Raw genomic sequence first — 26,251 nt, forward strand, 5'->3', positions numbered from 1 at the left:
ACTGTCCCGCCCATCGCTTCGGCCACCGCCCTTTTAGCCTCTCCCCCCTTTTAGCCGCCCCCCAGGGTCATCTGTCCGACGAGCCCCGCCAGGAACCCCGCGACGGCGCCGAAAGGTGGCGCCCACGCCCGGTCGAGCCGCGCCTGCGGGGCGATGTCCTGAAAGGTCAGATAAAGGATGCCACCCGACGCGACCAGCATGATGGTGGCGACCACCCCCTCCCGGTCCCCCAGGACGATGAAGCCGAAGGCCGCCGCCAACGGTCCCAGGAAGGCGCAGCCGGTCAGGATCGCGAAGGCGCGCGCGCCGCTCGGCGTGCGCCTGGAGGCCGAGAGTTCGCGATAGGCGTTGAATCCTTCCGGCAGGTTCTGCAGGCCGATGATGACCGCCAGCAACAGGACCGTCGGCGCCCCCGTCGCCAGCAAGGCGCCCAGCGCGATCGCCTCCGGCACGAAATCGAGCAGCATGGCAAGCGTTTGCGCGACCGAGGCACCGCTGCGCTGCAAGGCCCGGTCGATCACCATGAAGAGCAGACCACCCGCCGCGATCGACAGCGCCACCATCCACATCGACAGGACCGCCTGACCATGAGGCACCAGCACGAAGGCAACCGCCGCCAACAGAATCCCGCCGCCGAAGGCGATTACGGCGTGCCTAGTTTCCATCTCCAGCCAACCGGGCAGGAATCGTTCGATCAGCGCCAAGCCCGCGCCGGCCGGAATGGCACCCCCCGCCATCGCCGCCAGGAGCATCGCATGACCGAATTCCTCGCCGAACGTTTCCATTACTTCTCCGTTTCGGCCCGTCCCCGCCGCGCGCCGCCCCGACACGCCGCATATCCAGCTCCCACACGAGCAGATTTCGAGGATTTCCGGCAAGCGGAATAAAGGCGGCGAACAGAAAACTCAAAAATCCTAGGACTTTGTGACGAAGGTCACAGCGCGGAAACACAGGAGCGGTTAGAAATGCGGGCATGGAGGATGTGTGTTTCCCGGCGCCCCGGTCGAACCACGATCCCCCCACCTCATCCCAGGATATGCCGAACCCCCTTGGATGCGATAACGAACGAGACGAGTTGAAGCCGATGGGACGTCAGGTTTCCTATGAAAAATTGCTGCGGCTGGCGCATCAGCGGGTCATTGACGGCAAGGGCGGTCTCGCCGCGTCGATCGCGAAGATGTGCCTGGACCAACAGGCCGACCTGACGGACAAGGAACTCGATCTTACCTATCAGATTCTGCGCCAGCTCATCGACCGGGTGGAGGTCCAGATTCGCCGCCACGTCGCGGATATCCTGGCGGAACGCGACGATGTTCCGCGCGACCTCCTGGCCTTCCTGATCAATGACGCGGTCCATGTCGCCTATCCCATCATCGTGCGCAGCCGCCAATTGACCGACGACGATCTGGTCGCTCTGGTCGGGCGCCAGACCCAGGGTCACGCGATCGCGATCGCCGGCCGGCCGAATATCGGCGAGCCTGTCAGCACAAGTCTCGTCGCGCTGGACGAGGCGGAGGTCGACCGCACCCTGCTGCGCAACGAAACCGCGCGGATCGATCATGAGAGCATGGCGATCCTGGTGGAACGATCCATCGAGCAGGAGGATTACCGGGACCTGATCGTCCGGCGCCCCGACCTGCCGGAGGATCTCGCCCGTCGGATGTATCGCTGGGTCGGCGAGGCGCTGCGCCATCACATCTCGCGCCATTTCGAGATCGACAGCGCCACCCTCCAGGAGGTCATGGACCAAGCGGTCTGGCACGCCCTGGACAACGAGAGCGACAAACGCGTCCATGAAGCGCCCTGGACCGAGGACGAGGCCAAGGGCGATGGCGCACGGCTTCAGCGACGCGCCGGACATCTCCTGCACCTTCTACAGCAGGAGGGAGCCGAGGCATTCCTGGCCGCGACCGCGCGCCGCGCCCATCTGCCGCTCGGCACGACGGCCCAGGCCTTCAGACCGGACAGCCCCGAGACCACGGCGATCGCCTGCAGGGCTCTCGGCATGGATATCGAGGGATTCGTCCTGGTGTTGAAGCACTTCCGGGCCGAGCCGGATTGGACGGATTTCGCGACCGGCGGCGGTCTGCGGCGGGCCTGCGACTATTTCGAACGCATCGATCCGGTCGGCGCGGCCACCGTGCTGCGACAATGGCGGCAGGCCCCGCCGGACGCCCCCCATGGCCGAACCGCCGCCGACCTTCGGTCAGCCAAGTCGATCTGATCCGATTCCTGCAAATAGAATCAATGTTTTATCCGGCGTCAGTTGACGCGGGTCCGATGCGGTGCCAATTCTCCCACTCCTTGTATCTTTCGTGAACGCTAATCGGATCAGCGTATGAGCGCCCAGAACCTCGTCGTCGTCGAATCGCCCGCGAAGGCGAAAACCATCAACAAGTATCTCGGCGACAGCTTCGACGTGGTCGCATCCTACGGCCATGTCCGCGACCTGCCGCCGAAGGACGGGTCGGTGCAGCCGGACGACGATTTCGCCATGCGCTGGGACGTCGATCAGGTATCGAAGAAGCGCATCGACGACGTGGCGAAGCGCCTCAAGGGGGCGAAGCGCCTCTATCTCGCCACCGACCCGGATCGCGAGGGCGAGGCGATTTCCTGGCACATGCGCGAGGAACTGGAGCGCCGCAACGCCCTGAAGGGCGTGGAGGTCAGCCGCGTCGTCTTCAACGAGATCACCAAGGGCGCGGTACTCGACGCGATGGAGAGGCCGCGCGCCCTCAATGACGAGTTGATCGAGGCCTATCTGGCGCGCCGCGCGCTTGATTATCTCGTGGGTTTCACGCTTTCGCCGGTGCTCTGGCGGAAGCTGCCGGGCGCGAAGTCGGCGGGCCGCGTGCAGTCGGTGGCCCTTCGCCTCGTCTGCGAGCGCGAAGCGGAGATCGAGGCCTTCCGCGCCCAGGAATATTGGTCGATCGACGCCCAGATGCAAAATGGCGAGGGTCAGGGATTCCCGGCCAAGCTGACCCATCTGGACGGCAAGAAACTGGACAAGTTCGGCCTGCCGAACGAGGCAAGCGCGACCCGCGCGGTGGAGGCCGTGCGCGCCGCCGCCTTCTCCGTCGCCAAGGTCGAGCGGAAACAGACCCGCCGCAACCCCGCCCCGCCCTTCACCACCTCCACCCTGCAGCAGGAAGCGAGCCGGAAGCTCTATTTCGGGGCGACCAAGACCATGACGCTCGCCCAGAAGCTCTATGAGGGGGTGGATATCGGCGGCGAGACCGTCGGGCTCATCACCTATATGAGAACGGACAGCACGATTCTGTCCAACGACGCGCTGACGGCCGCGCGCAACCTTATCAGCGACGATTACGGACCCGACTATCTTCCCAACGGTCCGCGCCAGTACAAGACCAAGGCGAAGAACGCGCAGGAAGCGCACGAGGCCGTGCGTCCGACCGATCTGTTCCGCCGGCCGAGCCAAGTGCGCCGCTATCTCGACGGCGATATGCTGAAGCTCTACGAGTTGATCTGGAAGCGCACGCTGGCGAGCCAGATGGAAAGCGCGGTCCTCGACAATGTCGCGGTCGACCTCGCCGACCCATCGGGCGATACGATTCTGCGCGCGACCGGCTCGGTCATCCGTTTCGACGGGTTCCTCACCCTTTACCGCGAGGATGTGGACGACCCCGGCGAAGAGAGCGACGAGGGCCGCATGCTGCCCCCGCTTTCCGAGGGCGACGCGGCCAAATTGCTGGAAGCGACCCCCAACCAGCATTTCACCCAGCCGCCACCGCGCTATACGGAAGCGAGCCTGGTTAAGAAGATGGAGGAACTCGGCATCGGCCGCCCCTCCACCTATGCCTCGATCCTCAAGGTGCTGCAGGACCGGGAATATGTCCGCCTGGATAAGCGGCGCTTCACGCCGGAGGATCGCGGACGCCTCGTCACAGCCTTCCTGACCAGCTTCTTCGAGCGGTATTTCTCCTACGATTTCACCGCCGCGCTGGAGGAACAACTCGACGAGGTATCCGACGGCAAGACCGACTGGAAGCAGGTACTGCGCGATTTCTGGCAGGCCTTCTCCGCCATCTGCACGGAGACCATGGACCTATCCCCCATGGATGTGCGGGAAACCATCGACCGCGAACTCGGCCCGCATTTCTTCGAGGCTGACGAGAATGGTAGCACCGAGGCCGCGCGCCGGTGCCCCGCCTGCACGGACGGCCGCCTCGGCCTCAATTTCGGGAAGTTCGGCGCCTTCATTGCTTGTTCCAACTATCCGGACTGCAAATTCACCCGCAACATCGGCACGGCCGCGAACGACGGAAACGGCGCCGGCCCGGTGGAGGGAGAATTCCCGCGCGAACTCGGCCTCGACCCGGAGACGGGCGAGGCGATCATGCTGAAGAACGGGCCCTATGGCCTCTATGTCCAGCGCGGCGAGGCGGAAAAGGGCAAGAAGCCGAAGCGTTCCTCGCTCCTGAAAGGCATGGAGCCGGATTCGGTCGACCTCCAGACCGCGCTGCGCCTGCTTTCCCTGCCCCGCGAACTGGGCGACCATCCGGAGAGTGGGCAGAAGATTCAGGCGGGGCTCGGCCGCTACGGCCCCTATATCAAGCATGGCGACCGCTTCATCTCCCTGCCCGAGGATGACGATGTGCTGACCATCGGCATCAACCGGGCCGTCGCCGTGATCGCGGAGGCCGGGGAGAAAGGCAAGCCGCGCGCCGGCAAGGAGCTCGGCAACCACCCGCGCGACGGCAAGCCGATCCAACTCGGCTCCGGGCGCTTCGGCCCCTATGTGAAGCACGGCAAGATCTACGCTTCCATCCCGCGCGGGACGGAGCCGGACGACGTGACGCTGGAACAGGCGATCGAACTGATCGACGCGAAGGCCGCGAAGAAATCCGCCGCAAAGAAAGGCGAGGCGAAAAAGGCGTCCTCCAAGAAGGGGACAGCCAAGAAAACGGCGGCGAAAAAGGGAAGCGGCAAGAAATCCGCCGCCAAGAAGGCATCGGCGAAAAAGGCGGGCGCGAAAAAGACCGCCGCCCGCACGGCGGGTTAGGCGGGCAGATTGGCTTCCGGCACGAACCAGGACGACGAAACACCGCTACCCTCGAAGCAACAGATCATCCGCTTCATCGAGGAGAGCGAGACACCCGTCGGCAAGCGCGAGATCGCGCGGGCCTTCAATATCAAGGGTGCCAGGCGCGCGGATTTGCGCGAGCTTCTGAAGGAAATCGAATCCGAGGGCCGCATCGATCGTGGCCGGGGTCGCCGGATGGCTCCGGCGGGCGCGTTACCGGAAGTCGCGGTGCTGACGGTCGACCGGATCGACCGCGACGGCGAAGGACATGCCGTTCCGACGAGTTGGCCGGAGGATGCCGGCGCCCCGCCCCATGTGCTGATCGTCGCCGGCCCGCGCAGCGGCCCCGCCCCGCGCGAGGGCGACCGTATCCTGGCGAAGCTGAAACGCATCGATAAGACGCGCTATGAAGCCGCCGTCATCCGTACCCTGAAGCCGGGCCCCCAGAAAATTCTGGGCCTGCTTGAATCGGCGAAGGGCGGCGCGCACCTGCAACCGACCGACAAACGCAACGACAAGACCTGGTTCATCGAGAAGGCGGACATGGGCGATGCCCGGCCGGGCGATCTCGTCCTGGCGGAAACGCTGCCGGGCGGCCGGGGCCTAGACCGCATGGCGCGGGTCACGGACCGGATCGGCAATTTCAGCGACCCCAAGGCGTTCAGCCTGATCGCGATCCATTCCCAGGCCATCCCCGTCGACTTTCCCGAAGCCGCGGTCAAGGAAGCGAACACGGCGACGGTACCGCCCCTCGGGAAGCGAACCGATCTGCGCGACCTCCCCCTTGTCACCATCGACGGGGCGGATGCGCGTGACTTCGACGACGCCGTCCATGCGAGGCCCGATCCCGACCCCAGTAACGAGGGCGGCTTCGAGATCACGGTCGCGATCGCGGACGTCTCCCATTATGTCCGGCCGGAAAGCGCGCTCGACAAATCCGCGCGCGAGCGGGGCAATTCCGTCTATTTTCCCGACCGGGTCGTGCCCATGCTGCCGGAGGGGCTGTCGAACGACCTCTGCTCCCTGCGGCCGGACGAGGATCGTGCCTGCCTTGCCATGATCATGCGCATCGACGCGGACGGACGGCTGCTGAAGCACAAGGTCGTGCGCGGGCTGATGCGCAGCCACGCGCGCCTTACCTATACCCAGGTTCAGAACGCCGCCGACGGCCAGCCGGACGAGACGACGGCCCCGTTGCTGGCACCGGTGATCGAGCCGCTCTATGCCGCCTATGCGGCGCTGAAGCGCCACCGAATGGAACGCGGAACGCTGGAGCTCGATTTGCCGGAATTGCAGGTCGTCATCGGCGGGAACGGACAGGTCGAGCGGATCGAGCGACGCCAGCGCTTCGACAGCCACCGGCTGATCGAGGAGTTCATGATCTGCGCCAATGTCGCCGCCGCCCAGGCGCTGGAGGCGAAACGGGCGCCGGCCATATACCGGGTGCATGAGCCGCCGCCGCTCGACAAGCTGGAGTTGCTGCGGGAATCGCTCGACGCGCTCGGCTACAAGCTCGCCAAGGGGCAGACGCCGAAGCCGACCCACTTCACCGGCATCCTCGACAAGGCGGCCGGGACGGAACGCGCGCAGATCGTCTCCGATCTGGTCCTGCGCTCCCAGGCCCAGGCGGTCTACAGCCCCGAGAACCAGGGGCATTTCGGCCTCGCGCTCGAACGCTACTGCCACTTCACCTCGCCGATCCGGCGTTATGCCGATCTGCTGGTGCATCGCTCGCTCGTTTCCGCCTACGGCCTCGGCGAAGGCGGGCTGCCCGGCGATCAGGCGGAGCGGTTCGATGAGATGGGCGAGCATATCTCCTCCACCGAACGGCGCGCCATCGTGGCGGAGCGCGAGGCGACCGACCGTTATCTCTCCGCCTATATGTCGGAGCGCATCGGGAACGAATTCGCCGGCCGCATCACCGGCGTGCAGCGTTTCGGCCTGTTCGTGCGGCTGGAGGAGACGGGGGCGGACGGGCTGGTTCCCGTGCGCTCGCTGCCGCGCGATCGCTATCAGCATGACGAGGTCCATCAACGGCTCGTCGGCGCCTATGACGGGCTTTCCTTCCGTCTCGGCGATCCCGTGACCTGTCGCCTCGTGGAGGCAAGCCCCGTTTCCGGCGGGCTGATCCTGGAAATTATCGACGGCGGCACCGTTCTGCCGAAATCCGAGCGTACCGTGAATTCACCGCGACGCGGCGGCCCCGGCGGCGGACGGCGTGGCGGTCCCCCGCGCGGCAAGTCCGGCCCACGAAAGGGCGGCCCGAAGTCACGCAAGCCGGGCACCGGAAAGACCGGCGGACGACACCGCTAGGTCGCGCGCCTCTGGCCAGTGCCGGGGCCTCTCGTTAGAGTGCGATTGCGTCACGCAAACCGCCGCCCCGAAATCAAGGCCCTTTAGCCGATGCCAGCGTCGATGTCCGCGCGCCCCGATACATCTCGCCCCCTGATCGCGCATGCCATGGCGTCGTTGCTGGCCGTCGTCCTGCTGGGGGCCTGCGCCAGCGCCTTCGATACCCAAGACGCGGCATTCGCGGAGCGGTTCAAAGCCATGACGGAAACCGTCCTCGACGAGGTCGCGCTGATCCACATCGATCCGGCGCCGCCGGATGTCCTCGTCATGGCCGGGTTCCAGGGACTCCAGGACATAAGCACATCCATCACGGTGAACCGCGAGGGGGATCGCGCGATTATCCGGCGGCTCGACGGGCGGGAACTGGCGCATGCCGACTTGCCCGCCGGGAAGGATATCCCCACCGCCATCTGGGCCGAGGATGCGACCGAATTGGTCATGGCGCTGCGCACGGCCGACCCGGTCTTCGCCGTCGCGGAGGAGGAAACGCTCTATGATGCCTTCGTCGGCGGCATGATCTCCCCGCTCGACCGATTCTCCCGCTATAATGGGCGGGAGGACGCGCGCGAGGCACGGGCCGAGCGCGAGGGCTTCGGCGGCATCGGCATCGGCCTGGCCCCACACCCCGACGGCGCGCGGATCGAGGATATCACGCCGGGAAACCCGGCCGCCGCCGCCGGTCTGCAGGTCGGCGATATCCTGGTCGCGATCGACGGGATCGCCGTCGGCGGCGAGGCCGTCCACGCGATCACGGAGCGCCTACGTGGCCCGATCGACCGCCCCGTCCTGGTCACCATCCGGCGCGAACGCCTGACGGAGCCGGTAACCGTCACCGTCGGCCGGACGCGGATCGTGCCCGACACGATCACCCAGGAACGCCTGGGGGCGCAGGAGTTGATCCAAATCTCCAGCTTCAATCAACGTACCGCCAAGCGCCTCGCCGAGGCGTTGAGCCGTGCCCGCGCCCGGCCGGAAGGCGCGCCGAAAGGCATCATCCTCGATCTGCGCGGCAATCCCGGCGGCCTCCTCGATCAAGCGGTCGACAGCGCGGACCTATTCCTAGATCACGGGTTGATCAGCCGGGCCGACGGCCGTCACCCCAACAGCCACCAACGCTTCGAGGCGGAGCCGGGCGACCTGGCCGCGGGCCTGCCTCTCGTGGTGTTGGTCAATGGCGCCTCGGCCAGCGCATCGGAGATCCTGGCTTCCGCGTTGCAGGACCAGGGCCGCGCCGTCGTCATCGGTATGACGAGCTTCGGCAAGGGAACGATCCAGACCGTCGTCCAACTGCCGAACGAAGGGGAGCTATATCTTACCTGGGCGCATTTCGTGGCGCCGAGCGGCTATCCCCTGCAACGCCTCGGCGTCGGCCCCACCATCTGCACCGCCGGGGAAAACGACGCGGTGCGCGCGCTCGACGCCGCCTTCGCCACGGCCGGAGCGGGTGCCGACTCGTCGGAATCCAGGGCCCGCGCGGTAACGCTGCGCCGGGCCCTCGGCGAGACGGACCGGGAGAAGGCGATCCAGGAAATTCTCGCTCTTTGTCCCTGGTTGCCACACGAAGGGGCGGATATCGACGTGGCGGTGGCGAAGCTGCTGCTCGGGTCTCCGACGCTCTATGCCCGCGCCCTCGCGCTAGGCCGGCAGGATGCGCAAGGATGAGCGGAAGTGGCGATGGAGACATGAACGCATGAAGGCGCCGCCGGTTCCTGGCACGCCCCCGGCCGAGAAGGCGGTCATCCCACGGCCCTCCGCCAGCCTCGTCCTGCTGCGCGCGAACCCGGCCCAGGACGGCACGGGGGATGCCGGCGCCCCCGATGCGGCACTGCATGTTCTGATGGGCCGCCGACCGGAAGGCGCGCGGTTCATGCCCGGCGTCCATGTCTTTCCCGGCGGCGGGCTGGAGTCCCAGGATACCGCCGACGCGGCCGCCATGTTGGGTACGGCCCCGGCGCCGCCGCAACTGACCCGGACGCTCGCGCGACCGGAGGAGGCATCCCCCCTGCTCTGGGCCGCATTGCGCGAGACATGGGAAGAGACGGGCGTTCTGATCGGCCAAGGCCCGCTCAAGGCACCGGTATCGGAGGACCCCGCCAGCGTGTCCGCGCGCATCGCCTATGAGCGTGCCGGCCTCAGCCCGGCGGGCACCGCGCACTATATCGCGCGCGCGATCACCCCGGCGGCCAGTCCGATCCGGTTCGACACGCGCTTCTTCCTGGCCTTCGCCGAGGCCGTGCACGGCACCCCACGGGCGAGCGGTGAATTGCCCACCGTCGAATGGATGACGGTCGAGGCGGCGCTTGCCTCCGAAACGGTGCGCGGCGTCAGCAAATTCGTGCTGCACGAGGCCCTGGCGCTCGCCGCCGAGCCCACGCGGCTGGCCGATCCCGACCGGCCGGTGCGATGCTTCACCTATGTGGATGGCGAACTCGTCATCACGGCCGAATAATATCAAGTCTCGATGACCGGAACCTAGTCTAACAAGCGCAGCCTATTGACACGACCGCCGCCGGCTGTATTTTCCGGGGCGGATCGAGCGGGGCGCCCGACTGCTGGGCGCCCTTCTCCGTGTTTCGGGGCCGGATCGTCCGTGCCGCCGCTATCGAGATCGAGGACTGATATCATGGCGAAGCCCGCTACCCTGCAGGTCAAGCTGGTGAGCACGGCCGGCACCGGCTTTTTCTACGTGGCCAAGAAGAACCCGCGCACGCAGACCGAGAAGCTGGAACTGCGCAAGTACGATCCGAAGGTGCGCAAGCACGTCACCTTCAAGGAATCGAAGATGAAGTAAGGCGGCCCAAATCGTCGTACTTCAAAGGAAAGCCGCCCGATTGGGCGGCTTTTTTATTGCCGGATACATCACACACCACATCGCGGGCGGGGTCGCCCGGTCGGGACAGGACAGGTCAGGTCCGGGCGTCCCCGGCGCCAAGCGTGGTAAAGCCTTCGGGCTGCCAGCCGACGGCCTTGTTGCGGCCGGAGCGCTTGGCCTCGTAGAGGGCGTCGTCGGCCTTCTTGATGATGCTCTCGACCGAATCCGTCGCGCCATCGAACATCGCGACGCCGACGGAAATGGTAATCTCCAACGCCTGTGCATCGGCGTCACGGCCTTGAAACGGTTCGCGCGCCACGCTGACACGCAGGCGTTCGGCCACCGTACTGGCCAATGCCTCCTCCGTATCCGGCATCAGCACCAGGAACTCCTCCCCACCGAACCGCGCCACCGTGTCGACGGAGCGGACATTGTGCACGACGCGCCGGCTAAGCTCGACCAACACATCGTCACCGACTCCGTGACCATGGGTGTCGTTGATCTGCTTGAAGTAGTCGATATCGAACATCAGGACGGCGAGCGGCTTGCCGCTATCGCGCATTCGGCCGATCAGGGAATTCATGTGCGCGGTCAGATAGCGGCGGTTATAAAGCCCTGTCAGGCTATCCGTCAGAGCCATCGCCAGGCTGCGTTCGTAATTGTCGCGCAGCCGTTCCTGGTACCGCTGCCGACGGATCTGGGTGCGCGTCCGGGCCAGCAATTCCTGCCGGTCTATCGGTTTGATCAGATAATCATTGATGCCGAGGTCGAGCCCCTTGGCCAGGCGCTCGGTATCGTCCTCCTCCGCGACAACGAGGATCGGCGTGTAGCGAGTGGCGTCATTGGCCCGCATCTGGCCGCAGAACCGCAGGGCATCCTGCCGGTCGAGACGCAGGTTGACGATGACCAGATCGAAACGCGCCGCGCGCAGATGCGCGGTCGCGTCCTCGACACTCGAAACCTCCGTCACCGCGTCCTCGTCCTGTTCGAGCGTCGCCGCGACCTTCGCGCTATCGATCTCGTTATCGTCGAGCACAAGCACGTCGGCGCGGCGCGCATTCACCTCGTAGAGCGGCTGCTCATCGCGCAGGACGCCGAACTGGCCCGATGTTTCCTCGCGCAGGCGCCATTCGTCGGTCAGCATCTTCAGCCGAACGAGCGAACGGACCCGCGCGAACATCGCGACGTCGTTCACCGGCTTCGTCAGGAAATCATCCGCCCCGGCCTCCAGCCCCCGAACCCGATCCGCGGCATCCGACAGGGCGGTGATCATCACGACCGGAATATGCATCATGGAGGAATCGGATTTGATCCGCCGGCAGACCTCGAACCCATCCATGCCCGGCATCATCACGTCCAGAAGCACGATGTCGGGCTGGCTATCGCGAATCCGCTCCAACGCTTCGGCACCGTCGCTGGCGGTGATGACGTCGAAATACTCGCTGGTGAGCTTCGCCTCCAGCAACTTCACGTTCGGGCGCAGATCGTCGACGACGAGAACGCGTGCGGTCATCCGTACCCCTTACCCCTCTACGTCCCCCTGGCGACGGCACGCGCATGCATCACGCCCGATCACGAAAAGACCCCCGGAAGAATACCGGGGTGCATGCGATCTTGAAACCGGCAACGCGCCCGGCGCGGTCTCCTCGGTTAGTTAAGGAACTTTTCCACCGTGGCAAGGAAGCTGGAAACCGAGATCGGCTTGGCGATATAAGCCTCGCACCCCCCCTCGCGAATCTTCTCCTCGTCCCCCTTCATGGCGAAGGCGGTCACGGCAATGACCGGTATCGATTTCAGATCGTCGTCTTCCTTGATCCATTTGGTGACTTCAAGCCCCGAAACCTCGGGAAGCTGAATGTCCATCAGGATGAGGTCCGGCTTTTCCGAACGCGCGATCTTCAGCGCCTCCATACCGTCCTTGGTTTGCAGGATATTGTAGCTCCGCGCCTCGAGAAGGTCGTGAAATAGCTTCATATTCAATTCATTATCTTCAACGATCAGGACAGTCTTGGCCATTTGAAACAATCCTCTCTCGTCGCGCTACGCGACACCCCGCTCGACCACTCGGAACCGCCGCACGCCCTTCTGGAAGCGCCGCTTTTGCGTGAGTCACCCTCTCGCTTCTTATAACATTATCCGCAAAGTTACTAAAAAATTCCTACATCGTGCGGAACATCGGCGCGGTATTCCGGGAAATCAGTCCCATCGGGAGCGGCATGAGCTACAGGATCGGAATCGATCTGGGAGGGACGAAGATCGAGGCGGCGTTGCTGACCCCCTCGGGAGCCTTCGTGACGCGTGAGCGCGTGGCCACGCCACGGGGCGACTACGCGGCGAGCCTCGCGGCGATCCGGCACCTCGTGGATCGTCTGGAACGCGCGTTGCCCACGGGCACCGCCCGCCCGACGATCGGTGTTGGAATTCCGGGAACGATGTCGCGGCGGACGGGATTGGTGAAGAATGCCAATTCAACCTGGTTGATCGGCAAGCCGCTGGATCGTGATCTGGCGGAAACCCTGGCGCGGCCGGTTCGTGTCGCGAACGATGCGGACTGCTTCGCTCTGGCTGAGGCGGTGGACGGCGCGGCGATCGGCGCCTCGCCCGTCTTCGGCGTGATCCTCGGCACCGGCGTCGGCGGCGGGCTGGTCGTCGGCGGCAAGCCCCTGACGGGCCCGAACGGCATCGCGGGCGAATGGGGGCACAACCCCCTGCCCTGGCGTGATCCGGTGGCGGACCCGGAATTCCCCTGCTATTGCGGGAAGCGGGGCTGTATCGAAACCTTCCTATCCGGCCCCGGACTTGCCGCCCATCACCGACACGATACCGGCCAGGAGCTGGACTCGCCCACGATCGTCTCCCGGGCCGAGGCCGGGGATGCCGCGGCACGCGCCAGCCTCGACCGATATGCCGACCGGCTGGCGCGCGGGCTCGCCCATGTGATCAACGTGATCGATCCCGAGGTCGTGGTCCTGGGGGGCGGCCTGTCGGACATCGCCATGCTTTATGACGCGGTACCGGCGCGTTGGGGGGGGCATGTCTTCTCCGACCGGGTCGATACCGACTTGCGCGCGCCGATCCATGGCGGATCGGCCGGCGTGCGCGGCGCCGCATGGCTCTGGCGCGCGGACGATATCGCCGCCGGGCTGCATTGGGTAACGCCGGATGAAGGGCCGGCACGGGAACGCTCATGACGCGGGAAGGTCCTGGCCCCGAAGACCCTGGCCCCGAAGCGCTCGTCCCCTCCGACCGGCCGGAGATGGAGGGGACGCGCCCCCATCTCTGTCGCGATTGCCTCGCCGATTGGCGGGCACCGCCGGCGCGGACCTGCCCGGACTGCGGTTCGACCCGGATCGTCGGTCACGAAGAGCTGGACCGCCTCGCCATCGCGCATATCGATTGCGACGCCTTCTATGCCTCGATCGAGAAACGCGACGACCCCGGCCTCGTCGACCGGCCGGTGCTGATCGGCGGCGGGCGGCGGGGCGTGGTCTCGGCCGCCTGCTATGTCGCGCGGATGTATGGTTGCCGCTCCGCCATGCCGATGTTCAAGGCGCTGGCCGCCTGCCCCGAGGCGGTGGTGATCAAGCCCAACATGGCGAAATATTCCGCCGTCGGGCGGGAAATCCGACAACTCATGCTCGACATCACCCCGGCGGTCGAACCCCTGTCGATCGACGAGGCGTTCCTCGACCTCGCCGGCACGACGCGCATCCATGGCGGCTTTCCGGCAAAGACCCTGGCCCGGTTGGTGCGCCGGATCGAGACGGAGATCGGCGTCACCGCCTCGATCGGCCTGGCCCCCAACAAGTTCCTGGCGAAGCTCGCCTCCGATCTAGACAAGCCGCGCGGCTTCGCGGTGATCGGCGCGGCGGAGGCGGAGGAATTCCTGGCGCCGCGTCCCGTCACCGCCATTTTCGGGGTGGGCAAGACGCTCGGCGCGAAACTCGCCCGCGACGGCATCACCCGGATCGGCGATCTGAGGCGGTTCGAGCGGGAGATGCTGATGGCGCGCTATGGCGCCATGGGCGCGCGCCTGCATGCCTTCGCGCGGGGTCTGGACGACCGGCCGGTGGACGCCTCAAGCGGCGCCAAGAGCGTTTCCAACGAGACCACCTTCGACCAGGACATCAGCGACGTGGAGGCGTTGAAACGCATCCTCTGGCCGTTGTGCGAGAAGGTTTCCGCCCGCCTGAAGAAAGCCGACATCGCCGGGCGCACCGTGACCCTGAAACTCAAGAACCGGGACTTCAAATCAATCACCCGTTCGCATAGCCTGCCCGCGCCGACGCAACTGGCCGAGACGCTTTACCGGACCGTCGTGCCGATGCTGGAGAAGGAAGCGGTGGGCACGCGGTTCCGTCTGATCGGGGTCGGCGCGTCAGAATTGACGGACAGCGCCGATGCGGACCCCTTCGACCTCGCCGATCCGGATTCGGGCAAGCGGGCGAAGATCGAGCGTGCCATCGACACGGTGCGCGCGAAGCTTGGTGACGGCGCCTTGTCCAAAGGGCGCGGATGGGGCGGGACCAAACGATAACGACCACAGTCAATTAGAGGGAGAGTCCGAGGAATGAGCGACAGCACGAAAAGCTTCACCGTGATGGCCACGCGCCTGATGCCCGAGGCGGTCGAGACGCGCTTCCGCGCCGAATTCGACGCCCGGCCGAATGACGACGACACGACGCTGGACCGGGAAGCCTTGATCGCGCGGGCGGAAGGCTGCCGCGGCATTATCGGCTGCTCGACCGAGAAATTCGACGCCGAGACGATCGCGGGCCTGCCGTCGAGTGTCGAGATCCTCTCCACCTTCTCCGTCGGCTGCGACCATATCGATCTGGAGGCGGCGAAGGCGCGCGGCCTCGTGGTCACCAACACGCCCGACGTCCTGACCGACGCGACGGCGGACACGACGATCCTGTGCCTGCTGGGCGCGGCGCGCATGGCCCAGAACGCGGAGGCCGTGCTGCGCCGGGGGGAATGGGGGCGCTGGTCGCCGCGCGGCATGCTGGGCACGGACATGACGGGCAAGCGCCTCGGCATCGTCGGCATGGGGCGCATCGGCCAGGGCGTGGCGCGCCGCGCGCGCGGCTTCGGCATGGAGGTGATGTATCACAACCGCCGCGAACTGCCGGCCGACCGGACGGAAGGCGCGACCTTCATGGCCGACTCGATGGCGATGCTGCCGCGCTGCGATTTCCTGGCGCTGACCTGTCCGCTGACGCCGGAGACTCATCATTGGTTGAACGCGGAACGCATCGCCCGCCTGCCAGACGGCGCCGTCGTCGCCAACACCGCGCGCGGCCCGGTGGTGGAGGACGACGCGCTGATCGCCGCCCTGGAAAGCGGAAAGCTGGCGGCCGCCGGCCTGGACGTCTTCACCGGGGAGCCGAAGCTCGACCCGCGCTATCTCGACCTGCCGAACGCCTTCCTGCTGCCGCATATCGGATCGGCCACGGTGGAGACGCGCAACGCCATGGGATTCCGTTGCCTCGACAACATGGCCGCCCATGCCGCCGGCGCCGATTACCCGAGCCGGGTCGTCTGACGGAACCGTCGAGAGGGGGCGGCGCGGACGAAGCCTCGGGCCAATGATGGCCATCGCCTATTCGTTCGCGCCGTCCGCCAGCTCGATGGTGAAATCGTCCTCGGAAACCCCCTCCAGGCAACCGAGATTGAGGCCATAGCTGTCCGGATCGATCCGCCGTTGGTGGAAGGTATAAATACCGCAGGTCCTGCAGAAATAGTGCTTCGCGACCTTTGTATGCCATTGATAGACGGTCAGGTTCTCCCATCCCCGGTGGACCGTCAGCCCCGCCCGCGTCACCGGCACGATCAAGGCGCCCTTGCGCCGGCACAGCGAGCAGTTGCAGCGATAGGCCGGCGCGTCGAGATCGACCGTCGCCTCGTACCGGACCGCGCCGCAATGACACGATCCCGCCACCGTGCGCGTCCGGTCCATGACGCTATCCTCCGAGATATTTTTCGGGGTCGAGGGCCTGGCGCCCCTTACGCACCTGGAAATGAAGTTGCGGCGTATCGACATTACCTGTCGAGCCGAGCCGCGCGATCGTCTGTCCCCGCGCGACCCGCTGACCACGCGAGACCAGGACCGCGTCATTGTGGGCGTAGAAGGTCATATAGCCGTCGGCATGCTTGATCAGCACCCCCTGGCCGAAGCCCTTCAACTCGGTCCCAGCATAGGCGACGACGCCGTTCTCCGCCGCGCGCACGGCCGTTCCACGCGGCGCGGCGATGTTCATCCCATCATTATGCAGCCCCTTGCCCTTCGGCCCGAAGCGGGAGACGACACGCCCCTCCACCGGCCGCAGGAAGGTCGAGGCCGCGCGCGGCGGCGGCTGCGCGACGGAGGCGAGCGTCCGGCGCGGCGCCTCCGGCTTCAGGCGGGGACGCGGCTGGCCGTCCTCCGCCATGCGGAAGGGACGATCCGGCGCGACCCGGGGGGGCGGCGTCGCGGGGGCGGCATTCTCCTCGTCCAGCGCCTCGGCGGCGCGCCGGGCGATCTCGGCCGCCGTGGGGTCGCCGCCGGGGGACGTTCCCTCGCGGGGGCTTGGGCTATCAGCGGTAGTGGGGGAGGTCGCCGCGCTCGCCTGCCGGCTGACCTGTCCGGGAATCAGGAGGCGTTGGCCGACCTTGATCGTATAAGGCGGCTCGATCCCGTTAACGCGCACCAACTCGTTCATCGACACGCCGAAATCGCGGCTGACGCCATAGACCGTATCGCCCGCGCGCACCTGATAGGTCTTGGCCTGGGGCACGCGCAGACGCTGGCCGACCTCCAGCCGATAGGGCGGCTCCAGGCCGTTCTCGACGATCATCGCGCGCAGCGGCGCGTTGTAGGCGCGCGAGATGGAATAGAGCGTCTGTCCGCGCGTCACGCTATGGACCCCGTCGGGGGATATCTCGACGGGCACCGACCCCGGCACGACCCGGCCGGTGTCCTCCGATGTCGCTGTCCCCGCCGCCCCGCTTTCGGCCTGTCCTTCCTGATAGATCCGCACGCGGGGCCCGGAATCGTCGCGCGCGCAGGCCACCGCCGACACGATAAGGAGGGCGAGAAGCGAAAGCGCGCGCATATGGGCCGACAATCGTGACATGATCAGCGGAGAGTGCCCCAGATTCGACCCGCGCGCCACGCCGCGCGGACGGGCGTGGCCGGATCGGGGGAACCCGAGGCGCCTCATCCTTCCTCAGCTTTCCGTGCCCGCGCGCAGCGGCACGAACCGCACCCCGCCCATATCCTCCGACGTGATATCGTCGGCCGCGTGCTTCACATAGCGGCACAGCACCTGCGCGCCCAGCGGATCATCGTCGAGAGGCCGGCCGATCGGCGCGATCAGGATGCCGCCATCGGCCAATTGATCGAACAGCGCCGAGGGCACGGATTCAGCGGCGGCGGTCAGCATGATGCGGTCGAAGGGCGCCTGTTCCGGCCACCCCTCCCCACCATCGCCGAAGCGGGTATGGATGTTCGGGCGGTCGAGGTCGCGGAAGATCGCCTCCGCCTCCCGCATCAGCGGCTTCCAGCGCTCCACCGTATAGACCCGGCGGCAGAGGTAGGAGAGGATCACCGCCTGATAACCGGAGCCCGTCCCGATCTCCAGCACCTTGCAGCGCCGGTCGAGAGCGAGCGCCTGGGTCATCATGCCGACGACCTGCGGCTGGCTGATGGTCTGGCCGAGCGCGATCGGCAGGGCCAGATTCTCATAGGCGTGGCGGCGGAAAGTCTCCGGCACGAAAATCTCGCGCGGGGTCTTCTCCATCGCCTCCAACACGGCGTCGTCCGTCACGGCGCCCCCCCGGCGCAATTCCAGGATCAACTGCGCCTTTTGTTGACGGTATCCGTCCGACTGCGCGGCCGACGCGGCCATGATCATGCCCCCCCTCTTCGCTCTCCCTTGAAGCCGATCGTCCTTTCCCTAGACCGTCTCGCCCAGCCGCCGCAAGACCCGGTGGTCGGTTCGGTCCACGGTCACCGGCGTGACGGCGATCCGCCCCCGGCGCACCGCATCGTAATCGCAAACGCCGACATCGACGCCCCGGTCCCCGTGATGGCGCACGCGCAGACGATCCGGACCCGATGCCTCCAGGCTGAAACCGCGCCCCTGCCGCCCGGCGGGCCGGATCAGGGCCGGCGCGTCCGGATCGTCCGGCGCGTCGGGAAAATTGACGGCGAAAAGCCCGCCCGGCGCGAAACCGGCGGCGCACAGCCGATGGATCAGGTCGAGGCCGCGCGCCTCCACCTGACGGAAATCATGGCCGCCCGCATGGCCCTCCGCCCCATGGCCGACGGAAAGCGCGATCGCCGGCACGCCGTCCACGGCCGCGGCCGCCGCCGCCCCGACCGTACCGGAGAAATTGAGGTCGTCCCCCAGATTGGCGCCATGATTGACGCCGGAGAGGACGAGGTCCGGCGGCGCCTCCACCATCAGATGCTGAAGCGCGATCAGAACGCAATCGGCCGGGGAGCCCGATATGGCGAAGCGTCGCTCTCCCCGCCCTTCGATCGCGACATCGCGACGCAGCGACATCATCATGGAATTGGCACTGCGCCCAGCATCGGGGGCGATGACCCAAAGCTCCCCCACCGCCGGGGCGACGAGACGCTCCAGCACGCGCAGCCCTTCCGCGTCGATACCGTCGTCATTGGTGATCAGCACCCGCGCGCGCCCGAATTCGACGGCGCGTGGCGCCGGATCGTCCGCGGGGCCGATACGCGTCGGGCTCACCGGGCGGGCTCGATACGCGCGATCCCGCCCATGTAGGACCGCAGCACCTCCGGCACGGCGACCGTGCCGTCAGCCTGCTGATAGGTTTCCAGGATGGCGATCAGCGTGCGCCCAACGGCAAGGCCGGAGCCGTTCAGCGTATGCACGAAGCGCGTGCCCTTCTCCCCCGGGGTCTTGAAACGGGCCTTCATGCGCCGCGCCTGGAAATCCCAGCAGTTGGAACAGCTCGAAATCTCGCGATAGCGATCCTGACCGGGTAGCCAGACCTCGATATCGTAGGTCTTGCGCGCGCCGAAGCCCATATCGCCGGTCGACAGCATCACGGTCCGGAACGCCAGCCCCAGCCGCTTCAACAGATCCTCCGCGCAGCCGGTCATGCGCTCCAACTCCTCCTCCGAGCGATCGGGGTGGACGATCGAGACCATCTCGACCTTGGAGAACTGATGCTGGCGGATCATGCCGCGCGTATCGCGGCCCGCCGCACCCGCTTCCGAGCGGAAACAGGGCGTCCAGGCGGTATAGCGCATGGGCAGGTCGTCGGCCTCCCACACGGTTTCCGCGCCGATATTGGTAAGCGGCACCTCCGCCGTCGGGATCAGCCAATGGTCGGAGGTGGTACGAAACAGATCCTCCGAGAATTTCGGAAGCTGGCCCGTGCCGAACAGCGCGTTGTCGCGCACCAGGAAGGGGGGCAAGGTCTCGGTATAGCCGTTCTCGCCCGTATGGGTGTCGAGCATGAAGGCGGCGAGCGCGCGCTCCATCCGCGCCAGCGCGCCCTTCAGCAGCACGAACCGCGCGCCCGACATGCGGGCCGCCGTCTCGAAATCCATCAGCCCCAGCGCCTCGCCGATCTCGAAATGCTGCTTGGCCTCGAAATCGTGACGCAGCGGCTCGCCGACCCGGCGAATCTCGACATTCGCAGCCTCGTCCGCGCCGACCGGCACATCGTCCATCGGCAGGTTCGGCAAACCGACGAGATAGGAGTCGAGCGCCTCCCCCGTCGCGGCTTCCTCGCCCTCCAACGCGCCAAGGCGATCCTTGATGCGCGCGACCTCGGCCATCAGGGGCTCGGCATCCTCGCCCGCCTTCTTCTTCTGGCCGATTTCCTTGGAGGCCGCGTTACGACGGCTCTGAAGGTCCTGCATCTCGGTCTGGGCCGCGCGGCGGCGCTGGTCGAGATCGAGGATCTCGCGCGCCACCGGCTCCAGCCCGCGCGCGGTCATGCCGCGATCGAAGGCGTCGGGATCGTCACGAATGAGTTTCAGGTCATGCATGGCTCTTACTCACGATGAGGAAAGGGAATCGGGTCGGGTCGGCGGCGGTCGCGCATCAAGATCGCTTGCCGCCGTCACCCTCCGACTTCTTCTCATCGGGATCGCCGTCGTCCTCGTCATCCGCGTCGTCCGGATCGACCAGACCAAGCGCTTCGTCACGCTGGCGACGCCCACGCTCGATCATGTCGGCGCAGAGGATCGACACCTCGTAGAGCAGGATGATCGGAATGGCGAGGCCGAGCTGGCTCAACGGATCGGGCGGGGTCAACACGGCCGCCGCGATGAAGGCGATGACGATCGCGTAGCGCCGCTTCTGACGCAGCCCCGCGGCCGAGACGAGGCCGACCCGCGACATCAGCGTCAATGCGACCGGCAGTTCGAAACTGATGCCGAAAGCGAAGATCAGCCGCATGACCAGCGACAGATATTCATTGACCTTCGGTTCGAGTTCGATGGCGAGCACGCCCTCGCCGGCCGCCTGCTCGAATCCGGCGAAGAACTGCCAGGCAACGGGCAGGACGAGATAATAGACGAAGCTCGCCCCCACCAGGAACAGAACCGGCGTGGCGACCAGGAAGGGCAAGAAGGCCTTCTTCTCGTGCCGATAGAGCCCGGGCGCGATGAACAGCCATAGCTGCGCCGAGATGATCGGGAAGGAAATGCAGAGGCCGGCGAAGAAGGCGACCTTGATGTCGGTGAAGAATTTCTCGTGCAGCGCCGTGAAAATCAGCCGGCGCCCCGTCTGGTCGTGCCAAAGATCCTGAAGCGGCGCCACGAGGAAGTTGAAGATCGGATCGGCCAGCGGAAAACAGACCACGAAACTACCGATCAGCGCGATACCCGACCACATCAAACGGCGGCGCAACTCGACCATATGCTCAAGCAGGGGCGCCTTCGAGTTTTCCATATCGGGATCGTAGTCGTCGCTCACCATCAGCCGGCGTCACTCTTCTTCGCGGGCGCCTTCTTGGCGGCCGTGGTCTTCGCGGCGGTTTTCTTGGCGGTCGCCTTCTTCGCCGCCGCTTTCTTCGTGCCGGTGCCCTTGCCGGCCGCCTTCTTGGCGGAAGCTTTCGGGGCGGAAGCTTTCGGGGCGGAAGCTTTCGGGGCGGCGGCTTTGGATGTGGCGGTCTTGGGGGCCGACGCCTTCTGGGTGGAATCCGACGAAGCGGACGCAGCGCCGGATTTCTCCGCCGTCTGCTGGCCGGCCTTCTGATCGGTTTTCCGCTCGGTCTTTTCGGCGGGCGGGGTCACGCTATTTCCGGGGGCGCGGTTCTTATCGTCCCCGTAGCGCTTGTTCACGCTGTCCTTAACCTCGCGCATCGAGCGGCTGACATCGCCCGTCGGGTCGACGCTCTTCTCGAAGTCGCCGGTGAATTCGTCCCCCGTCTCCTTCATCTTCTTCTTCAGATCCTCGAGATCGGCCTCGCGGGCCATGTCCTCGATGGAACTGTGGAATTCGGAGGCGAGCGAGCGCGCCTTGCGCACATACCCGTTCACCGTGCGCAGAACACGCGGAATCTCCCGCGGCCCCACGACCACGATCGTGATCGCCGCGATCACCATCAATTCAGGCCAGCCGATGTCCAGCATGGAACGCCGCCTCAACGCATCGAAGAAAGGGAACCGCCCCGCCCATCCGGATCATCAGTCGTATCGACCCGTCGGAGCGTCCGGTGGCCCAGGAACCGAGCCACCGGCAGGGGGGATCGCGCCCACCCGCGGGGCGCGCCTAGCTCACACGCCGACCGCCGCCTGGGGTGCCGGGACCGTGTCCGGCCCGGCCATCCCTTGAGCGGGATCGGCGGAACGCGAGCCGCGCGCTCAACCGTTGGCGGCCTTGTCCTGCTTGGTCTCGGACTGGGTCGAGCCTGACGTCTCGTCCTCGGCGATCCGCTTGGTCGACTGTTCCTCGTCCTTATTCTCGTCCGAGGCGTCGTCCTTCACGTTCGACTTGAAGGATTTCAAGCCCTTGCCGAAATCGCCCATGATCTGGGAAATCTTGCCGCGCCCACCGAAGAGCAGCAGCACGACGGCAAGCACGATAAGCCAGTGCCAGATGCTGAATGTACCCATTATCGAGGTTCCCTGTGCCTCGCGCCCACGCTGTCTGGAGGCGGCGCTTAAACTGAACGGTACGGACCTCCCGGCCCGCCTTCGCGAGGGATCATGACAGATGCCCCATGACCAAGCAACGCGCCCGCTATTTAGCGCCTTCAGCCGGAAAAACAAAGGCCTGACTTCGATCCAGTTCGATCGACTGAACCGAATTTTCCCCGGGCAGGTACCGCCCCGGCACGCGCGCGTGGAGATGCAGCTCCTCGCCCGTCGTCTTGCAGGTGCATAGATGGACGAGGCTGGTCCGCCCCAGCATGCGCGAAGCCAGCACCTTCGCGTAGCCGGGGCCGTATGTCGCCTGCTCCCCGGCCGGGTGAAGACGTATCGCCTCCGGCCGCACGACGACATCCACGGCCTCCCCGTCGCGGAAACCATCGGCGCGGATATCGCCGATCGGCGTTTCGACCGCGCCGTCGGTCACGGCGGAATAGATATGGTTCACCTCGCCGAAGAAGGCCGCGACGAAGGCGTCCGCCGGATTACCGTAGAGTTCGTCCGGCGTGCCGAGCTGAATCAGCCGGCCGTCGCGCATCACCGCGATGCGGTCGGCCATGTACATCGCCTCCTCCGCGTCATGAGTGACCATCAGGCAGGCCGCCCCCGACTGCTTCAGCACATGCAGCGTGCGGTCGCGCACCCGGTCGCGCAGCCGCGCATCCAGGCCGGAAAAGGGTTCGTCCATGAGCACGATCGCGGGATCCGGCGCCAAGGCCCGGGCAAGCGCGATACGCTGCTGTTGCCCACCCGACAGTTCGTGCGGATAGGCCGCCCGATGCGCGGTCATCCCGACGCGTTTCAGCACCGTCTCCACGCGCCCGGCGCGCTCCGCATCCGGCAGGCGCTCCAGGCCGAATGCCACGTTCTCCGCGATCGTCAGATGGGGGAAAAGGGCATAATCCTGGAAGACAAGGCCGACATTGCGTTTCTCGGGCGGCACATGGCCGCCGGGCGAGGAAACGACGCGCCCGTCGAGCAACACCTCCCCGTCCACCAGCGGCTCCAACCCGGCGGCGACGCGCAACGCCGTCGTCTTGCCGCATCCGGACGGCCCCAGCAGGCATACGACCTCCCCCGCCCCGACCGTCAGGTCCAGGCGCTCGATCGCGACGGTCTCGTCATAGGCGTGGCGAATGCCGCGCAGTTCGAGCTTCGGAGGCGTCTGGTCGCTCATGAGGTCAAGATATTGAGACGCGTTCGCAAGGACAAGAGACTGCGACAAAGGGGCTGCGACAAAGGGGCTGCGCGCGCCCGCCCGACCTTCACTCGGGCGGGCGCGCCAGGTCGCGCAGGTGCAACTCGACGCTATCCGCCTTCAGCATCAGATCGGCCGCCGAGGCCGACCCACCGTCCAGAAGGGTGATCAGGTCCCGCAATTCCTCCCGCGCCACCGTGACATAACGCGCGAACCAGGGGTTGGGGATATCGTCTACTTCCTCCCGGTCGCCGGGGGTGGCGCTTTCCTCGACCTCCCCCTGTCCGGGCCGCAGGCTCGCTTCCGGCGGCGCGGAAACCTTGTCGTCGGCGCGTTCCTCGGTCTCGGCGATGGTGAAGCGCTTCAGCCGGTCGGCGAGCGTCACGGCGGTCGCGCGCATCAATTGCCGGCTTTCGTCGTCCGTGGGCTCGATCGTCGCCAGCGCGCGGGCCTGGCGCAGCAACGTCTCGTAATCCGCGTCGCGGAAGGACTGGGCCGTCGCGGGTATCGCCGCCCCCACCGCCAGCATCAGCGTCAGCATGAACGCGAGCCCGCATGCCCGCATCATGCCGCGGCCCCCGGCGCCGGCTTCTCCCCCAGCCAGCCGCGCACCAGCGCTATTTGATCCGGAACCATCAATGTCGGCGCGTGCCCGCATCCCTCGATCTCCATAGGACGGGCGCCAGGACCGCGCCGCGTCATCCCCTCGATATCCTCCGCCAGCAATAGATCGGACCGCGCGCCGCGCAGGACCATCGGCGGCTCGGTCAAGCGCAGGCCGTCCCACAGATCCCAAAGCTCCAGATCCTCGTCCGCGATCGCCTCGAACGGCGCGGCGATGCGCAGATCGTAATTGTTGGTGAGGGTGCCGTCCTCCTCCCGGCGCAGGCTGATGCGGGCAAGCTCCCGCCAATCCGCCTCCTCCGTCAGGCCGAACGGCTCATAGGCTTTCCTCAGATGCGCGAGCGCATCCTCGAAATCCTCGAACCGCCAAGGCACGCCGACATAGTCGGCGATGCGGCGCAACGCGGCCTTCGGCACGCGCGGGCCGACATCGTTGAGCAGCATGCGCCGCACCGGATGGCCCGGCAACACCGCAAGCCCCATGCCGATCAATCCGCCCATGGAGGTCCCGATCCAATCCACCGTTTCCACCCGCGCATGCGCCAGCATGGTCACGATGTCGCGGACATATTGCGGCACGCCATAAGCCTGGGGATCGGCCAGCCGCTCGCTCCGCCCGCGGCCGGCGATGTCCGGCGCCAGGACACGCCAGCCATCCGCCGCCAACGCCCGGGCCAGTCGCTCGAAATCGCCGGCATTGCGGGTCAGGCCATGGACGCAGACCACCGCATGCGGCGACTCCAGCGGGCCGTAGTCGTCATAGACCATGCGGTGACAATCGGCATCGGCGACGCAGCGCACCGACCGGAGTCGCGGCTCGCTCATCGGCTCACGCGGCACCTTCCGCCGCCGCGACGCGAACCGTCTCGGGCAGCAGCGGCGGATCGTCGACGCTGACATAGGTTTCCGGGAAGAAGCCGTTGAACTGCGTCGTCATGCTGTTGGAATAGGCGCCGGCTTGGCCGACCTCGATCCAGTCGCCCTCCCGGATATCGGCCGGCAGATCGACCTTGTAGGGCAGCACGTCGGTGCAGTCGCAGGTCGGCCCATAGACGGAGAACGGCTGGGTTTCCCTGGCGATCGCGCGGTTCGGACGGATCAGCCGCATCGGCAGCTTGACCCCGGCCGTCAGTGTCTCCGACAGGCTGTGATAGACGCCGTCATTGATATAGACGGCCCCCTCCTTGCGCAATTGCACCTGGACGACCAGCGACATGCCGCTCGCCACCATGCCGCGCCCCGGCTCGCACATCAGCACGCAGTCGCCGCGCAGCTTGATGGCTTGAACACCCTCGCGGATCGCGGCGATATAGGCGTCCAGCGGCTCCGGCTCGTCATCCACATAGGGCACCGGGAACCCGCCGCCGACGTCGAGATAATGGATCGGAACCCCCGATTCCACCAGGACCTCGCCGACCAGGGCGATCGCGTCGCGGAAGGCCTGGGGGCTGCGGCACTGGGAGCCGACATGGAAGGCGAGGCCCGGTTGGAAGCCCGCCTTCTCCACCTTGCGCAGAAGATCGACCGCGCCGGCGGCGTCGGTCCCGAACTTCTCCGAAAGCTTGAACAAGGCGTCATATTGCGGCGTGACAAGACGCACGAGGCAGACCTGACCGTCGCCGCCGCCGGTGACGTCGACCAGCTTTTCCAACTCCGCCTCGTGGTCGATGACATAGTGATCGACGCTGAAGACCTCATGCGCGGAGAGAATGGCGCTGCGCGCCTTCACCGGATGCATGAAATAGCAATCGGCATGCGGGAAATTCTCCCGAATCAGCGCTATCTCCGCGAGTGACGCGGTGTCGAAATGCCGGATACCCGCGCGATAGAAGGCCTTCAGCACCTCGATATGCGGGTTGCATTTCACGGCATAAAGGACCCGGCCCGGAAACTGGTCGAGATAGGCCCTGGCCGTCCGCTCCAGCTCGTGCGGGCGCAGGCAATAGACCGGATAGCCCGGCTGCAGACGCGCCACCATCTCATCGACACTGGCGAAATGACTGTGCTTCGGCGCCATCGGACTTCGGCATCCCTCTCGATTGCTGATCGCCGCGCCTGGAACAGGCATCTTTCGACCATGCCAGAAAGGGC

Annotated in this window: 24 protein-coding genes; 9 read left to right on the forward strand and 15 right to left on the reverse strand. The window is 66.4% G+C overall.

Annotated features, from left to right (window positions below):
- Positions 1-50: 50 nt before the first annotated feature.
- Positions 51-785: a ZIP family metal transporter gene (locus KAJ83_RS07795; RefSeq protein ID WP_210681486.1), complete on the reverse strand. Its 735-nt coding sequence runs from the start codon at positions 783-785 to the stop codon at positions 51-53.
- A gap of 299 nt (positions 786-1,084) precedes the next feature.
- Between KAJ83_RS07795 and KAJ83_RS07800 the strand changes: the two genes are divergently transcribed.
- The 6 genes from KAJ83_RS07800 to rpmG all read left to right on the forward strand — a co-directional run bounded on the left by KAJ83_RS07800 (position 1,085) and on the right by rpmG (position 10,187).
- On the forward strand, positions 1,085-2,224 hold the full coding sequence (locus KAJ83_RS07800) for a DUF2336 domain-containing protein (protein WP_210681487.1): 1,140 nt from the start codon (positions 1,085-1,087) through the stop codon (positions 2,222-2,224).
- A gap of 114 nt (positions 2,225-2,338) precedes the next feature.
- Entirely contained in the window at positions 2,339-5,023 is a 2,685-nt protein-coding gene (gene topA / locus KAJ83_RS07805; RefSeq protein ID WP_210681488.1) for a type I DNA topoisomerase, read from the forward strand.
- A 9-nt stretch (positions 5,024-5,032) separates the two neighbouring features.
- Entirely contained in the window at positions 5,033-7,357 is a 2,325-nt protein-coding gene (rnr, locus tag KAJ83_RS07810) for a ribonuclease R (RefSeq protein WP_210681489.1), read from the forward strand.
- Between the two features lie 102 nt (positions 7,358-7,459).
- Positions 7,460-9,058 (forward strand): S41 family peptidase, encoded by a 1,599-nt coding sequence (locus tag KAJ83_RS07815; protein WP_210681490.1) that lies wholly within the window; start codon positions 7,460-7,462, stop codon positions 9,056-9,058.
- 28 nt (positions 9,059-9,086) lie between these two features.
- A complete protein-coding gene (locus KAJ83_RS07820) occupies positions 9,087-9,845 on the forward strand; it encodes an NUDIX hydrolase (RefSeq protein ID WP_210681491.1) in 759 nt (252 codons plus the stop codon).
- 174 nt (positions 9,846-10,019) lie between these two features.
- The gene (gene rpmG, locus KAJ83_RS07825; protein ID WP_210681492.1) at positions 10,020-10,187 is read left to right on the forward strand and encodes a 50S ribosomal protein L33; all 168 of its coding nucleotides are present in this window, start codon (positions 10,020-10,022) and stop codon (positions 10,185-10,187) included.
- 115 nt (positions 10,188-10,302) lie between these two features.
- Here rpmG and KAJ83_RS07830 read toward each other — a convergent pair whose 3' ends face one another.
- Both KAJ83_RS07830 and KAJ83_RS07835 read right to left on the reverse strand, forming a co-directional pair.
- Positions 10,303-11,721 (reverse strand): PleD family two-component system response regulator, encoded by a 1,419-nt coding sequence (locus tag KAJ83_RS07830; protein ID WP_210681493.1) that lies wholly within the window; start codon positions 11,719-11,721, stop codon positions 10,303-10,305.
- A 137-nt stretch (positions 11,722-11,858) separates the two neighbouring features.
- The gene (locus KAJ83_RS07835; protein ID WP_210681494.1) at positions 11,859-12,224 is read right to left on the reverse strand and encodes a response regulator; all 366 of its coding nucleotides are present in this window, start codon (positions 12,222-12,224) and stop codon (positions 11,859-11,861) included.
- A gap of 200 nt (positions 12,225-12,424) precedes the next feature.
- Here KAJ83_RS07835 and KAJ83_RS07840 point away from each other — a divergent pair, with 200 nt between their 5' ends.
- From KAJ83_RS07840 to KAJ83_RS07850, 3 genes are read left to right on the forward strand one after another with little or no spacing between them, the layout of a single operon-like run.
- Positions 12,425-13,399: an ROK family protein gene (locus tag KAJ83_RS07840; RefSeq protein WP_210681495.1), complete on the forward strand. Its 975-nt coding sequence runs from the start codon at positions 12,425-12,427 to the stop codon at positions 13,397-13,399.
- On the forward strand, positions 13,396-14,745 hold the full coding sequence (locus tag KAJ83_RS07845) for a DNA polymerase IV (protein WP_246484321.1): 1,350 nt from the start codon (positions 13,396-13,398) through the stop codon (positions 14,743-14,745). Before KAJ83_RS07840 ends, KAJ83_RS07845 begins: the two co-directional genes overlap by 4 nt.
- A gap of 33 nt (positions 14,746-14,778) precedes the next feature.
- On the forward strand, positions 14,779-15,753 hold the full coding sequence (locus tag KAJ83_RS07850) for a 2-hydroxyacid dehydrogenase (protein WP_210681496.1): 975 nt from the start codon (positions 14,779-14,781) through the stop codon (positions 15,751-15,753).
- Between the two features lie 57 nt (positions 15,754-15,810).
- Here KAJ83_RS07850 and KAJ83_RS07855 read toward each other — a convergent pair whose 3' ends face one another.
- The 12 genes from KAJ83_RS07855 to KAJ83_RS07910 form a co-directional block, all read right to left on the reverse strand.
- Positions 15,811-16,167 carry a GFA family protein gene (locus tag KAJ83_RS07855; RefSeq protein WP_210681497.1) on the reverse strand — a complete coding sequence of 119 codons (357 nt, stop codon included), beginning with the start codon at positions 16,165-16,167 and terminating at the stop codon, positions 15,811-15,813.
- Between the two features lie 4 nt (positions 16,168-16,171).
- Positions 16,172-17,410 carry a peptidoglycan DD-metalloendopeptidase family protein gene (locus KAJ83_RS07860; RefSeq protein WP_210681498.1) on the reverse strand — a complete coding sequence of 413 codons (1,239 nt, stop codon included), beginning with the start codon at positions 17,408-17,410 and terminating at the stop codon, positions 16,172-16,174.
- 6 nt (positions 17,411-17,416) lie between these two features.
- On the reverse strand, positions 17,417-18,097 hold the full coding sequence (locus tag KAJ83_RS07865; RefSeq protein ID WP_210681753.1) for a protein-L-isoaspartate(D-aspartate) O-methyltransferase: 681 nt from the start codon (positions 18,095-18,097) through the stop codon (positions 17,417-17,419).
- A 48-nt stretch (positions 18,098-18,145) separates the two neighbouring features.
- Entirely contained in the window at positions 18,146-18,955 is an 810-nt protein-coding gene (gene surE, locus KAJ83_RS07870) for a 5'/3'-nucleotidase SurE (protein ID WP_210681499.1), read from the reverse strand.
- Entirely contained in the window at positions 18,952-20,229 is a 1,278-nt protein-coding gene (gene serS, locus KAJ83_RS07875) for a serine--tRNA ligase (RefSeq protein ID WP_210681500.1), read from the reverse strand. Before serS ends, surE begins: the two co-directional genes overlap by 4 nt.
- Before the next feature lie 55 nt (positions 20,230-20,284).
- Positions 20,285-21,163: a twin-arginine translocase subunit TatC gene (gene tatC / locus KAJ83_RS07880; protein WP_210681501.1), complete on the reverse strand. Its 879-nt coding sequence runs from the start codon at positions 21,161-21,163 to the stop codon at positions 20,285-20,287.
- Positions 21,163-21,819 (reverse strand): Sec-independent protein translocase protein TatB, encoded by a 657-nt coding sequence (gene tatB / locus KAJ83_RS07885; RefSeq protein ID WP_210681502.1) that lies wholly within the window; start codon positions 21,817-21,819, stop codon positions 21,163-21,165. The genes tatC and tatB overlap by 1 nt, the downstream gene beginning before the upstream one ends.
- Before the next feature lie 231 nt (positions 21,820-22,050).
- The gene (locus KAJ83_RS07890; protein ID WP_210681503.1) at positions 22,051-22,302 is read right to left on the reverse strand and encodes a twin-arginine translocase TatA/TatE family subunit; all 252 of its coding nucleotides are present in this window, start codon (positions 22,300-22,302) and stop codon (positions 22,051-22,053) included.
- Between the two features lie 127 nt (positions 22,303-22,429).
- Positions 22,430-23,515, reverse strand: a complete 1,086-nt coding sequence (locus KAJ83_RS07895; protein WP_210681504.1) for an ABC transporter ATP-binding protein — start codon at positions 23,513-23,515, stop codon at positions 22,430-22,432.
- 88 nt (positions 23,516-23,603) lie between these two features.
- Positions 23,604-24,104 (reverse strand): hypothetical protein, encoded by a 501-nt coding sequence (locus KAJ83_RS07900; protein WP_210681505.1) that lies wholly within the window; start codon positions 24,102-24,104, stop codon positions 23,604-23,606.
- Positions 24,101-24,985 carry an alpha/beta fold hydrolase gene (locus tag KAJ83_RS07905; protein ID WP_246484322.1) on the reverse strand — a complete coding sequence of 295 codons (885 nt, stop codon included), beginning with the start codon at positions 24,983-24,985 and terminating at the stop codon, positions 24,101-24,103. Before KAJ83_RS07905 ends, KAJ83_RS07900 begins: the two co-directional genes overlap by 4 nt.
- A 4-nt stretch (positions 24,986-24,989) precedes the next feature.
- Positions 24,990-26,177 carry a type III PLP-dependent enzyme gene (locus tag KAJ83_RS07910; RefSeq protein ID WP_210681507.1) on the reverse strand — a complete coding sequence of 396 codons (1,188 nt, stop codon included), beginning with the start codon at positions 26,175-26,177 and terminating at the stop codon, positions 24,990-24,992.
- Positions 26,178-26,251: the final 74 nt, after the last annotated feature.

Origin of the sequence: Marivibrio halodurans (assembly GCF_017963645.1) — a bacterium.
In the GTDB taxonomy this organism is placed as follows: Bacteria; Pseudomonadota; Alphaproteobacteria; order UBA8366; family Aestuariispiraceae; genus Marivibrio; species Marivibrio halodurans.